This is a genomic window from Pseudoalteromonas sp. SCSIO_11900, assembly GCF_000576475.1.
GTDB lineage: Bacteria > Pseudomonadota > Gammaproteobacteria > Enterobacterales > Alteromonadaceae > Pseudoalteromonas > Pseudoalteromonas tetraodonis.
The window spans coordinates 1,163,043-1,176,805 of the sequence record NZ_KK070023.1 but is presented as its reverse complement, the minus strand read 5'-3'; the positions used below and the strand labels follow the sequence as shown (position 1 = coordinate 1,176,805).

11 protein-coding genes are annotated in these 13,763 nt (G+C 39.3%); 5 read left to right on the top strand and 6 right to left on the bottom strand.

Annotated elements, in window-relative coordinates:
• The first annotated feature begins 47 nt into the window (after positions 1-47).
• On the top strand, positions 48-1,421 hold the full coding sequence (gene hemN / locus BG00_RS05445) for an oxygen-independent coproporphyrinogen III oxidase (RefSeq protein ID WP_036981059.1): 1,374 nt from the start codon (positions 48-50) through the stop codon (positions 1,419-1,421).
• Between the two features lie 69 nt (positions 1,422-1,490).
• Here the strand turns inward: hemN and BG00_RS05440 are convergent, their stop codons facing one another.
• The 3 genes from BG00_RS05440 to BG00_RS05430 form a co-directional block, all read right to left on the bottom strand.
• Positions 1,491-2,006 (bottom strand): DUF2489 domain-containing protein, encoded by a 516-nt coding sequence (locus tag BG00_RS05440; protein ID WP_036981058.1) that lies wholly within the window; start codon positions 2,004-2,006, stop codon positions 1,491-1,493.
• Positions 2,007-2,018: 12 nt separating this feature from the next.
• Positions 2,019-2,603, bottom strand: a complete 585-nt coding sequence (gene yihI / locus BG00_RS05435) for a Der GTPase-activating protein YihI (protein ID WP_036981057.1) — start codon at positions 2,601-2,603, stop codon at positions 2,019-2,021.
• A gap of 732 nt (positions 2,604-3,335) precedes the next feature.
• Complete coding sequence (locus tag BG00_RS05430) at positions 3,336-3,968, bottom strand: c-type cytochrome (protein WP_013463877.1); 633 nt, start codon at positions 3,966-3,968, stop codon at positions 3,336-3,338.
• Positions 3,969-4,248: 280 nt separating this feature from the next.
• Here BG00_RS05430 and yihA point away from each other — a divergent pair, with 280 nt between their 5' ends.
• Positions 4,249-4,905 (top strand): ribosome biogenesis GTP-binding protein YihA/YsxC, encoded by a 657-nt coding sequence (gene yihA, locus BG00_RS05425; RefSeq protein WP_036981056.1) that lies wholly within the window; start codon positions 4,249-4,251, stop codon positions 4,903-4,905.
• Here yihA and BG00_RS05420 read toward each other — a convergent pair whose 3' ends face one another.
• The 3 genes from BG00_RS05420 to polA all read right to left on the bottom strand — a co-directional run bounded on the left by BG00_RS05420 (position 4,906) and on the right by polA (position 9,243).
• Positions 4,906-5,424 (bottom strand): DUF1285 domain-containing protein, encoded by a 519-nt coding sequence (locus BG00_RS05420; RefSeq protein WP_036981055.1) that lies wholly within the window; start codon positions 5,422-5,424, stop codon positions 4,906-4,908.
• Complete coding sequence (locus tag BG00_RS05415; protein ID WP_036981054.1) at positions 5,421-6,008, bottom strand: YceI family protein; 588 nt, start codon at positions 6,006-6,008, stop codon at positions 5,421-5,423. The genes BG00_RS05420 and BG00_RS05415 overlap by 4 nt, the downstream gene beginning before the upstream one ends.
• A gap of 499 nt (positions 6,009-6,507) precedes the next feature.
• Positions 6,508-9,243, bottom strand: a complete 2,736-nt coding sequence (polA, locus tag BG00_RS05410; RefSeq protein WP_036981053.1) for a DNA polymerase I — start codon at positions 9,241-9,243, stop codon at positions 6,508-6,510.
• A 511-nt stretch (positions 9,244-9,754) separates the two neighbouring features.
• Here polA and elbB point away from each other — a divergent pair.
• The 3 genes from elbB (at position 9,755) to BG00_RS05395 (ending at position 13,756) form a co-directional block, all read left to right on the top strand.
• Positions 9,755-10,402: an isoprenoid biosynthesis glyoxalase ElbB gene (gene elbB / locus BG00_RS05405; RefSeq protein WP_028834474.1), complete on the top strand. Its 648-nt coding sequence runs from the start codon at positions 9,755-9,757 to the stop codon at positions 10,400-10,402.
• 223 nt (positions 10,403-10,625) lie between these two features.
• Positions 10,626-11,018, top strand: coding sequence for a c-type cytochrome (locus BG00_RS05400; protein WP_016899314.1), 393 nt, complete (start codon positions 10,626-10,628; stop codon positions 11,016-11,018).
• A gap of 173 nt (positions 11,019-11,191) precedes the next feature.
• Positions 11,192-13,756, top strand: coding sequence for a bifunctional diguanylate cyclase/phosphodiesterase (locus tag BG00_RS05395; protein ID WP_036981052.1), 2,565 nt, complete (start codon positions 11,192-11,194; stop codon positions 13,754-13,756).
• Positions 13,757-13,763: the final 7 nt, after the last annotated feature.

The following is a 13,763-nucleotide window of genomic DNA, read 5'->3' as shown; positions in this document are numbered from 1 at the left end:
TTTGCTTTTTTACAATACGCAGCAACTTAAAAGATAAGGTGCGCGTGATGATTAAACTTCCTCAATGGGATCAAACTTTAATAAACAAATACAATGTATCGGGCCCGCGTTACACGTCTTACCCGACCGCACTTTCGTTAGCTGATGGTTATCAGCAACAAGATTTGATTAGCGCTATTGAATCATCGCAAACCCGTTCGTTGTCTTTATATATCCATATTCCTTTTTGTAGTCAGCTTTGTTATTACTGTGGCTGTAATAAAGTCATTACTCGCCACCAATCTAAAGCCGATACCTACCTAGACTTTTTAGCTAAAGAAATTGCAGCACAAGCGCCGCTGTTTCAAGATTATCGGGTTGAGCAATTACATTTGGGGGGCGGCACACCAACCTTTTTAACCGCAGCGCAAATGACGCGCTTAGTAAAGCTGCTAGAGCAACACTTTAACTTTAGCGATACCTGCGAGCGCGGTATCGAAATCGACCCTCGCTCACTGGCTGACAATATGCTGGTTGATTTAAGCGAGTTGGGGTTTAATCGTGTGTCATTTGGTATTCAAGATTTTAATGATCAGGTTCAGCTGGCTGTTAATCGCCCACAGCATGTTGATGAGGTAAAACAATTAATTACCCAAGCAAAACAGTTGGGCTTTAAATCAATTAATGCAGATATGATTTATGGCCTGCCTCTACAAACACCTGAGAGTTTTAAGCAAACTATTGAGCAACTGATTGCCTTAAACCCTGACCGCGTTTCAGTATTTAACTACGCTCATTTACCAGAACGTTTTGCCGCCCAACGTAAAATTAAAGACGCCGATTTACCCAGTGCGCATAATAAGCTCACCATGTTTAAAAATACACTAGAGCAAATGACGCAGGCGGGCTATCAATTTATAGGTATGGATCACTTTGCAAAAGTTGATAATGAATTGGCTATTGCTCAAAATACTGGTCAGCTGCATCGTAATTTTCAAGGCTACACCACTCATGGTGAGTGCGACTTATTGGGCTTAGGGGTCTCGTCTATTTCGCAAATAGGCACAGCGATATTACAAAATAAAAAAGAGTTAAAACATTATTATCAAGCAGTTGATGAGCAAGCAGGCAGTGCCATTAATAAAGGCATGCATTTAACCCAAGATGATCTTATTCGCGCCGATGCGATTAAGCAGCTTATTTGCCAGTTTGAGCTTGATATGAGCGTATTCGCTAACAGACATAAAATCAGCTTTAATGACTACTTTCAAGATGCTTTAGAGGCACTCGCACCATTAATTGCCGATGAAATGGTAACAATAGAAAACAACCTAATTAGCGTAACACCAAAAGGGAATTTATTTATTCGTATTATTTGTATGTGCTTTGATGCGCATTTACAAAAACAGATAAATGCTACTCGCTTCTCACGCGTTATATAATTTAAAACTAGCACCTATAGAAAAGCAGACCAAGGTCTGCTTTTTTATATATGCCGTAAAATCTAAGCGCTAGTTAAAAACCACGTTTTCGCTGCCTTGGGCTGCTTTAAACTCAACAATAATTTTTTTACAGTCAGCTTCAATTTCATCACTCAGTGATTCTTCTGCACGCCAGCGCGCCGTGTCTTGCTTAAAAATTTCTTTTTTAGCGTACTTTTTGCGCGAATCATGGGTTGGCATTTCTTTTACCACGTCGTACATTTTATAAATACCCGGGTATGCACTCGTTAGGTCGCGCTCAGTATCAAAACTATATTGCGACATAAGCACCCAAATACGTAAGCACCCCTCAGAATAATCACATTGCTTTTCATTCATAGCACGTGCAATTAAATGAATACTATCGGCTAACTTCGCGTTACGCTTTAAACGCGACTGTTTTAGCTTTTGCTGTTGCTCTGCCTGTTTTTTGCTAATTAGCTTATTTTGCACATTTAGCTTATAGAGCAACTGACCCGCATAAAATGCCAAGCCCGCTATAATAGCAGCACCTACAACTAAGGCTAAGATCACTGCTGTACTCATTGCGTGTCCTTATTACTTATCTTCGTCGTCATCTAGCCATTCATTCGCTAGATCGTTTGATAGGTATTGATCAAAGTCTGAATTACTGTCTTCATCGCTGAAGTCATCTTCAAACTCTTCTTCATCTTCAATGCCTAATAATTTACAAAGCACTTGGTGACGCGCTATGCGGCTATTGAAGTATTTTGCATCTTTACCCGTTAGCATTTCACCTTGCTCATGACGCTCAACTAATTTAAGTAAGCGCTCATCATTTTCAAGGACTTCTAACTCTTGTTCAGGCGTTAATTCTGGTTCAACGGCCTTTTTAAGCTCAGCTACAGGTTTAAGGTTACGTTTCATTTCGATTTTTGGTTCAGCAGCAGGTGCAACCAATGGCACTGCTTTTTTACTACCAACGCGTTTATCTTTAGTAGCCGAACTTGCTTTTTGAGTGTCATTACTCAATGCATCCGGTGCATTACGTGAACCAGGCTTAGCACCCTTAGTTTTTTTAACACGTTGCTCTTTCAATGCGCGCATTTCTCTAAGCTTATCTTGGCTTAAACGAACGGGACCATTTGATGGTATTTTACGTGACTTTTTCTTTCTACTCATATCTTGATCGTCTCACTTAAGAGGTTTTGAGCGAGGCGCAACTCAATGGGCATCGCGGTGCTGGCCTAGCCAGGAGAATTCAGTTTGGGCATTTTGTGCGCCAAAGCACAGTTAAGGTGCTTTTTTTAAACGGGGGGTATTGTAACAGGACAAATAAAAAGGCGGTAGAGAAAACATCTCTACCGCCTACTAATCTGAGCGCCGTTATATGGACACTTCTCCCTTCGACTTTTTAGCCTTTATTGTTTTTATTATTATTTTCTATCCGTATTTTTATTATTTATCTTCCGTGTAGCATTCCATTTTGTTTTTATTATTAAACTTCCATGAGTATTTTATTATTTTCGGTCTTCCTAACACTTTTTTGATATTTCCTTTGGTAGCACACTCTATGTGCTATTCAGTCGTGCCGCGCTACTATCCTTATAACGTTTTCCTATTTGTTATTGTTTTTGCGACAGGGGTTAATTTACTCGTTAATAATTTTGTTACAACTAATTTATATCTTTTTTATTGTACTACACATGATAAAAAGCACTAAAAGATATTAATTACAAGAAGTTACATTAAAAAATAAAAATAAAATGAGATTTTTCTTACATCAAAGCATGGTCAATGTCTTACAAGAGAAGGAGCTTTATCGGTCACGGCAGGCACAAAAAAAGCAGCTAAAGCTGCCTTTTTCACTAATTAACAATATATTATGTTAACAACAACTAAATAAATACGACTTTAGTGTAGACCACCAAGGTATTTAGAGAGTGTTTCAATGTCTTTATCTGTTAGTTTCTTTGCAATGTCCTGCATAACACCATTTAGGTCGTTATTACGAACACCATCTCTGAACTGTTCAAGTTGTGACTTGATGTATTCTGGATGTTGGAAAGAAATCTTTGGGAATTTAGCAAGTGAAGAGCCATTACCACGTGGACCATGACAAGCCGCACATGATGGGATACCGCGCTCAGCATCACCTGCTTTATATAACATGGCGCCTGTTTCTTGAACATCTTTCGGTGTAGCACCTTCAGACATGTTCAAAGAAGCAAAGTAAGCAGCCAAGTCTTTCATATCTTGATCACTTAATGGCATTGCCATGCCGCTCATTACTGGATTCATACGACCTTCTTTACCGCCCGAAGTCATACCTAATTTAAATTCAGTAAGCTGCTTGTATATGTAATCTGCGTGTTGGCCTGCAATTTTTGGGTAGATGTTAACCGGCGCATTACCGTCTGGGCCGTGACAAGCCGCACACGTTGCTGATTTTTCTTTACCTGCGTTTACATCGCCATCAAATGCTGTTGCGTTGCTTGCTGACAACGCACCAAGCAATATAGTTAAAGATAGTGCTATTTTTTTCATGGTGAATTCTCTGTTTCCGACCCTGTATCATCTACAATATGGATGTTGTGATTTTTATATTCTACACGATATTAAATTCTCTGGCACGTTTTCTACACACATTAAACCTATAAATTATAGGGTTTTGAGTAAAATTAAACGCTAAGCCAGTTAAAATGTACTGTCAGCAATGATCTTACATGCTCAAATACACTTTTTAATAGCTACTTTATAGTATAAAATACGCGTCACGGGTGAATTTGGTTTACCCAATGTTATTTTTTAAGTTTTAGGAGAGCCTGTGCTCAAATCTCGTATCAAGTATAACACTGCGTCTTTTGTTACAAGCGCGCCAGACATCACTAAATTACCTGCTGATACGGGAATTGAAGTCGCGTTTGCCGGTCGCTCTAATGCAGGTAAATCAAGTGCGCTAAATGCCCTAACCGATCAAAAGTTAGCACGAACCAGTAAAACACCCGGCCGTACTCAGCTGATCAACACCTTTGAACTTGCCGATGTAGATAATATGCGTCTAATTGACCTACCTGGCTATGGGTTTGCAAAAGTGCCGATTGAAATGAAAAAGAAATGGCAAAAATCGCTAGGCGAATACCTGCAAAAACGTCAAAGTTTAAAAGGTATTGTGGTATTAATGGATATTCGTCATCCATTAAAAGATTTAGACCGCGACTTAATTAATTGGGCTGTAGGCAGTGAAATTCCGGTATTGGCACTATTAACTAAAGCCGATAAGCTAAAGCAAGGTCCGCGTAAATCACAAGTTCTTAGTGTTCGTCGTGAGTTAAGTGAATTAGATGGCGATATTACGGTTCATGCATTTTCATCACTTAAAGGCACCGGCTTACCAGAAGTCGCTAAAAAGCTAGATGAGTGGTATTTAGGCCCAATAGTGGCCGTTCCACCTGCTGATTTAGCAACGCCAGATAGCGAATAATTACTGTAAGTAAAATTTCTGCTGTGCGGAGGTAATAAAATAGCCGAGCTCATCTGTTTCGGCTATTTCAGCCCACTGATAAAACACATTACGCGCAACTCGCGCAAAGCAGCCGTAGGGTAACTGCATATAAGGCACGGCCGCGCCTTTGTAGTCATTGATATAAAGTGACTCAGAACGACTTAATAGCCATGTACGGTTTAAATTATCAATACAACAAATAACGCTTCCCTCTGATGTCGGTTCACTGTGCCAATTTACAATAATAAAAGGCGCATCCTTAACCTCAATCGCGATTTTTTCTACAGGTGTTTTTAAGTAAAACTGCCCATCTTCGTTGCATAATACACTGGCAAAAAGTTTCACCATTGATTGACGGGTAATTTCACTACCTGCGTAAAACCATTTACCTTGCTCATCAATCAATAATGGTAACTGCCCGCAGTGAGCGGGCTGCCATTGTTCAAAAGGTTTGCTTGGCTCGCTGAGTTGCTTGCTAAGCTCGTTAAGTGAAATCACTGTTTTTTAAATGTTAGTGCAAAAGTAACCGGTACAGCAGTAGCAATTGAAGGTAATCCGGCTAATTTTTGTAACTGCATTACCCCTTCAGTGATCTTAAAGTCATCACTGTTGATAATAATAGGGGAGAATGATGCCACACTTAAATCTCCATTGGCCGCACTGCTTACGAGTACATCAACAGCAAGTGGCTTTTTATGGCCATGAAAGTCTAGCTCAGCGCTAATACCTTTTAATACGTACTGCCCAGGTTGCTTAATAAGTGACAACTTATCAGATAAGTCAGCGGTTAATACTGCGTTTGCAAACGTGTCAGACTCAAACAATATTTTACTTAAACGTTCGTTACGGATTGGGATAAAGGTTTCGGCTGAGGTTAAATCAACGTTTACGCTAAATTGACCCTGATCGCTCAGCTGCCCTGCTAACTGAGTAAAGTGACTTGCTTCAGCAATGCTATTTTTTTTAATTGATACAAAACTTAATTGGCTTTTATCGTTCAATAGTTGCCAGTTTGCCGATGCAGCACCTGAAACTAGTAAACATGATAAAGATAAACCTGCGATAGCTAACGTTTTAAACATAATGCACTCCTAAAATAAAAAGATTTATACCGGTAAAAATAATACTTTGATCAGCCAAGCTGAAAATCATTAGTTACTGTGTGGTAAATCGAAAATGCTAAGTAGACTGATGGTATCACTTGAAACGCTAAGTGCAATTAGAGAATAAATTTAACGCTTGGATGCAAGGCAATAAAAAACGGCCCATCAAATATATGATAGGCCGATATAGCAAACTGGGGAGAAGCTATCAATACGTTGCATCTTACGATGCATCATCAACAGGATGTCCTACAGGATGAGGACGGGCGGCACTTTACCAAAAGCAAGTGTAAAAATACAAGCATATTATTGATAATCGTAGCGAATTGACGAACCTATAACGATTTAGTACAACCTGCTGTTTAATTTAACTTTTTTTTAACCTGCAAGATGAAGAAAAAGCGCCGTTAGGCGCTTTATGATAATCTTTTTGAACTCTGTATTTGGCCTATATTAAAGCCAGTACAGTAGCGCTAAATTAGTGTGCTTGTTCCCAGTTATCACCTTCGTCAGCTTCAACAATAAGTGGTACATCTAACTGCGCCGCTTGTGACATCAGCTCACAAATCTGTTTGGTATATTGCTCAGTACATTCTGTTTTAATCTCAAATACCAATTCATCGTGTACCTGCATAAGCAGCTTAACTGTATTAGGTGCTTGCTGATTAACCCAAGCATGCACGCTTAACATCGCTTTTTTAATAATATCGGCCGCAGTACCTTGCATCGGCGCATTAATTGCTGCGCGCTCAGCGCCTTTGCGACGAGCACCATTACGCGCATTTATTTCTGGTAAATGTAAGCGACGGCCAAAAATTGTTTCTACATAGCCTTTTTCGGCCGCTTTCTCACGCGTTGTTTCCATGTATTCTAAAACACCTGGAAAACGCTCAAAATATTTATCAATATAATGCTGCGCTTCATGGCGTGGTACATCAAGTTGACGTGCTAAGCCAAATGCTGACATGCCATAAATTAAGCCAAAGTTTACCGCTTTAGCTTTACGGCGCATATCTGATGTTACCTCTTCAAGCTCAACCCCAAATACTTCAGCAGCCGTGGCACTGTGAACATCTAAGCCATTAGCAAATGCGCTTAGTAATCCCTTATCTTGCGAGAGATGCGCCATAATACGCAGTTCTATTTGGCTGTAATCGGCAGCCACAATTTTATATCCATCTGCGGCAATAAACGCTTCACGAATACGACGCCCTTCCTCTGAACGAATAGGAATATTTTGTAAATTAGGATCGCTTGAGCTTAATCGACCTGTTGCTGTTACCGCTTGGTGATAAGAAGTATGCACTCGCTGCGTGCGTTCATTGACTATCAAGGGTAACTTATCGGTGTAGGTTGATTTGAGCTTAGATAAACCACGATGCTCAATAATCACTTTAGGCAATGGGTAATCATGCGCTAACTCTTGTAGTACCTCTTCTGCTGTAGAGGGCGCTCCTTTAGGTGTTTTTTTGATAACGGGCAATTCGAGCTTTTCAAATAACAGCACCTGTAGTTGCTTTGGTGAGCTTAAGTTAAACGGTTCGCCCGCGATTTCAAACGCTTCTTTTTCAAGCTCAAGTAATCGCTCACCTAAACGTTGGCTATGCGTGGCCAACATGTTGCTGTCGATAGCAACACCGGTGCGTTCAATATCAGAAATAACACTTACTAGTGGCATTTCTATATCTTCAAACACCGATTTTAGTTTTTCATCCGCTTCAAGTTTCGGCCATAACACTTGGTGCAAACGCAAAGTAATATCGGCATCTTCAGCGGCATAAGGCGCTGCTTTTTCAAGTTCTATTTGATTAAATGTAAGCTGCTTTTTACCTTTACCAGCAATATCTTCAAAGCTAATATTTTTGTGGCCTAAGTATTTAAGCGCCAACGAGTCCATATCATGACGGGTGCCTACGCTATTAAATACATAAGACTCCAGCATAGTGTCGAACTTAATACCATTTAATTCGTAGCCTGCATTGGCAAGCACGCTTTTATCGTATTTTAGATTTTGACCTACTTTAGCTTTATTTTCGTCTGCTAATATCGGCCCCAACTTTTGCATCACAAATTCAAGGCTTAACTGCTCGGGCGCACCGGGGTAATCGTGTGCTATTGGTAAATAAGCCGCTTCCCCTGCTTTAACCGCAAAGCTCATACCGACCAATTGCGCTTTCATATACTCTAAACTGGTTGTTTCTGTATCAAAAGCAAATAGCTCAGCTTCATTAAGCTGTTCTATTAATGTCTCAAATTGGGCCTCAGTTAAAATAGTTTCATAGTGCGCATCTTCAACTTTTGGCAGCTCATTCTCTTGCGTTGGGACTGCTAAATGTGTGTCGGCATCTTTTGGGTTGTCTAGCAATTCAGCTAGCCAACGACGAAACTCACATTCACCGTATAAGGCAATTAATTCGTCTTTATTCGGTGTTTGCAATTTAAAAGTATCAAGATCAGCTTCAACCTCAACATCACATTTAATAGTGGCAAGCTCATAGCTTAACGGTAAATGATCAATCGCTTTTGCCAGTTTCTCGCCTATTTTACCTTTTATATCAGAAGCATTATCAATTACGCCCTGAAGCGATCCGTACTTTTGTAACCATTTAACTGCTGTTTTAGGTCCACAACCCTCAACGCCAGGAATATTATCTACTTTGTCGCCCATTAAAGCTAAATAATCGATAATAAGTTCAGGTCCAACACCAAACTTTTCAACCACAGTTTCGGGATCTGAAATACTGTCGGTCATGGTATTAATCAAGGTTACATGCTCATTGACCAACTGCGCCATATCTTTATCACCAGTCGATACCAGCACATGACGTTGTTGCTCAGAGGCAATCCGTGCAAAAGTACCGATTACGTCATCGGCTTCCACGCCCTCAATACTAATTAACGGAAAACCCATTGCTTTGATAATACTGTGCAGCGGCGCTATTTGAGTACGCAGATCATCAGGCATTGGCGGACGGTTCGCTTTATACTCACTGTACATATCATTTCTGAAGGTTTTACCTTTGGCGTCAAATACCACCACCATATGTGAGGGATCATATTGTTTGATCAAACTTTTAAGCATGTTTACCACGCCATAAATGGCACCGGTGGCCTCACCCTTAGAGTTGGTTAGATGTGGTGGTGAATGATAAGCACGAAACAAATATGAAGAGCCATCAACTAAAATAAGCGGGTTTTCGGGGATCTGAGCCATGGTAAAATTGGATCCTAAATACAAAAAAGTAATATGAGTGTAAGCATGCCATAAGGCAGTAAATAAAACGACTGTGAATTAATGTGAGTAATAGCGCTACATTTTTGGTAAGTTGTGGATAACTATGTAGATAACACCCACGAACGATTCATCCGAAGCATCTTAAAATGCCTAGATTAATTTGTAATTTATTGTTTTGTCTAAAAAAAAGATAATTCGAGGTTCTTTTTTATTATTTTTTTATTAGTGTGGAAAAAGCATTTATACCGTCACTGGTTTTATAACCCACCTTAATTATTTACGTCCATTTAAATAACTGGATGGGCATTCTAGCATAATGGATCAAAGATCATAGCGATCCTTTATAATTTTTTTCATGGCTACTAATCACTAAATGGCATATAGCGCATAACAAGGTGCTTTGCGCCTAAAAAACGAGCAAATAAATTTTTAAATCGGCTGATTCATCGTGTTAAACTTTATTTAAGAGACTTTAATGGAGCGAAATGATATGAAAAATATAGCTGTAATTTTAGCAGGTTGTGGTGTGTTTGATGGTAGTGAAATTAATGAGGTGGTACTGACTTTATTACACATTGAAAAAAATAATGCTCAGTATCAGTGCTTTGCACCTGATATAGAGCAGTACCACACCATTAATCACATCACTGGTGAAGAAATTGCACAGCCGCGAAATGTATTAGTTGAATCAGCTCGCATCACCCGTGGCAATATAAAGTCACTCGCTGAATTAGACGTTACACAATTTGATGCACTCATTGTCCCTGGGGGCTTCGGGGTAGCTAAAAATCTATCTGACTTTGCTATTAATGGCACTAACGCTAAAGTAAACGAGGCAGTACTTAGCGCTTGTAAAGCGTTTGCGGATGCAAAAAAAGCCACGGGTTACATGTGTATTGCACCGGCTCTATTGCCTTTTATTTATCATAAACCTCAGCTTACTATTGGTAATGATAGCGACACAGCCGAGGCTCTTAGCACATTAGGCGCTGAACACGTAGAGTGTAAAGTGGATGATATTGTTATTGATAAAAGCAATAAACTCGTTACGACACCGGCCTATATGTTGGCACAATCTATTATGGATGCAGATGCAGGAATCGATAAGTTAGTGCGTAACGTATTAGCTATGAGTTAGTCGTAAGGGCTTTGATCGCATTAAAGGCGTGATGATCCCGTTTTATAATTTAACTACGCGCTAAACCATGTAATTTTATTGAGTTAAGACAATCATTAGTCGTATTTCTAAATAAAATCGACTCTGAGCATTTTATAAATGACTTAGTGGAGTTATAATTGGTTTAAATTCCGTCATTTAAAATCGTGATTGATCACGTTCAAATTGAAGTGGGCAAGGCAAAATGAAAAAACTATCAGCTGCAGCATTACTTGTGCTAGCAACCACCGCATACGCACAGCCATATGATAACTCTATGACTGAAGATGCAATTAAAAAACGTTTAGCGCCTATCGGTGCTGTTTACCTTGAAGGTGAAAAAGTAGCGGTTGCTGCACCAACAGGGCCTCGTTCAGGCGAGCAAGTATATCAAGCGGCCTGTTTTGCTTGTCATGGTACAGGTGCTTTAGGCGCTCCTAAATCAGCTGACGATTGGGCTCCTCGTATTGCTAAAGGAAAAGATACCTTATTAGATCATGCAATCAATGGCTTCAATGCAATGCCGCCACGTGGTACATGTATGGATTGTTCTGATGATGAAATAAGCGCAGCAATCGACTTTATGACTGCTAAATAAAATCAGTCAGGCAAAAACTATAAATGAAAGGCTTACTCACAGTAAGCCTTTTTTGTTTCTAATTATCGACTTTTCGCAGCATAATAAGATAAATATCTACTTGACGCAAAATGTTAAAAGTGGAACTATAATGATTAATAACTATACAAAAAATTATAACTGGTTAAACATCATTGGAAGATAAACTCATTGTACCGAGTAGCGTAGTGCGCCAAAATAAACGACTAAAAGCACTATTGAAAAAGTACAAACATGCCTACCACCTCCACAATGCCCTGATACAGTTATCAGAGCAAGCAAGTACTGTTGCCGAATTAACCTTACTTTACCCAGCTATTCATGACATTCTACAAAAGTATGTCCCGAGTAAAAGCTTTTATGTGGTGCTTGTTGAGCCGCAATCACAACAGTTGGAACTGTCTTATTTTTCTGATGAAAAAGATGGAATTTCTGTACCACTTAATCGGGAGAATAATTTTAAAGAAGGCGCAACGGGTTATGTGTTTAAACAAGGAAAGACCATTTATTTCACTAAGCAACAAATGCATGATGCTGCACAGCAAGGCTTATTTAAAGCATTAGGTACACCTGCAGAACACTGGGTAGGCGTTCCAGTTTATCAAGAAAAAAATATTATTGGCGTATTAGCAGCGCAAAGTTACGACACTGAGCAAGGTTATAGTTCGCAACAAATAAACCTACTTGAAGCAATATCACTTTATTTAGCGACAGCTATTGAACGCGTTAAGAAACGAGAATTGCTCGAATCAGAAGTAAAACTAAGAACCCGTGCATTAACGCAAAGCAATGATGCTTTAAATGTTGAAATACAACAGCGAAAAAGCGCCCTGCAACGCCAGCAAATATTATTTAAAATTTCAGAGCTGACAACTCAAGCTAAAAACCTAGATGATGCTTATTTTCAAATACACGAAATAATAAAAACCATCACTTACGCAAAAAATCTTTATATTGCCTTGTATGATAAAGAAACGGGCTGGATTAGTTTTCCTTACAGTGTTGACGAATTTCAAGGCAGCACCCAACCAAGGCGCTTTGCAAAAGGGTACAGTGAGCTGGTGATCAGCACTGAAGAAACACAAATAATTCACCCGCAAAGAGCACAAGAGTTATTAGATAGTGGTATTGTAGAGCGTGAAAAACCAATTGATGAATCTAGAAGAGCCACCAGCTGGCTTGGCGCTCCGCTAAAAACATCGCAAGGAGTTATAGGTTTAATTGTTTGCCAAGCTTATAATAATGAACACCTTTTCACACAAGATGATGCAGAACTCATAACCTTTGTATCGCATCAAATTGCCACGGTATTACAAACAAAATTAGCCTCACAGGCGCTGAAAAAGAGCCACCAAGAGCTCGCTTCTCGAGTAAACGAAAAAACCAAAGAGCTAAGCCAAGCAAATTTGCATTTACAGATGCAAATTGATGAGCGTAAAAAAATAGAGCAGCAGCTGTATCACGATGCGCACCATGACTCATTAACAAGCTTGCCAAATCGTAATTTATTTTTAACGCAGCTAGAAAAAACGCTACAGTTTTACCAACGTCACCCTGATGAGCACTTTGCGGTACTGTTTATTGATCTTGATAAATTTAAAGATATAAACGACCAGCTTGGGCACCATGCCGGAGACGAATTTTTAATTAGCGTGGGTCAGTTGTTCTCTCAATGTATCCGTGAGCATGATTTATTAGCACGCTTAGGGGGAGATGAATTTGTCATTTTACTCACTCATTTAACCGAGCCAAACCAAGCTGAAGATGTTGCAAATCGAATCATCAACATCATGCGAAAACCTTTTTGTACAAAAGGTATTTGTGTGCAAAGCGGCGCGAGTATTGGTATCACTTATTCAAAACAAAGCTATAAACATACAGATGAAATTATTAGAGATGCTGATGCCGCAATGTATTACGCTAAAAACTCTGGTAAAAATCGCTTCGAATTATTTCACCCGTTACTCACAGAGCCAATGCTGCAACATGAGTCACAAACATTGCACCATTTTGATGTATTACCTATGACGCTTCGTGGCTCAGATATTATTTCTATGGATGAGCATTATCAATATGCCTCATTATTTGAAGCGTTTGGTGAACACCCTGTACTTGGCTTTACTAGTTTTGATATTTTAAAGAAATTTGCAAGTGATAAAGAACAGCATATAAAAGTAGAACTCCAACTGATTTTACAAGCGTATCAACAAGCGAAAGACGCTGAAATAAGCGTTGCTCTTCTGCCTTGCTCAAGTCTGCTTTTAGAAAAGCATGAGTTCTCTTTATTAACTGCTGCACTAAAGCAGCCATTAAACATTGATCCACTTTGTTTGTTGTTTGATGATCAAGAATTACGTTACGCCAGTGCGCTGCAACTAGAAAACTTAAAACAGCTTAAAGCGCTGGGCTACTCTATTGGTCTAAATAATTTCGCAAAGGATAAATGCGAGCTTAATTTAGTGACCGAGATAGAATTTGATTACTTACTATTAAGCTCCACTTTCAGTAAACGAATATTGCAGCAGGAATGCTATGACTTACAGCTACAAGGTTTGCTGGCTATCACTAAACTTAAACACATTAAAGTGATAGCTAAAGGCCCGTCAATATTAAACTTTAGAGCTCTTTTAGATAAACACGGCATAAACCTATTCGTTGCTAAGCAGCACCCACTAACCAGCGCTATACCAGCTACACTTAAAAACTCAGAATTAAAATAGCGCTAAA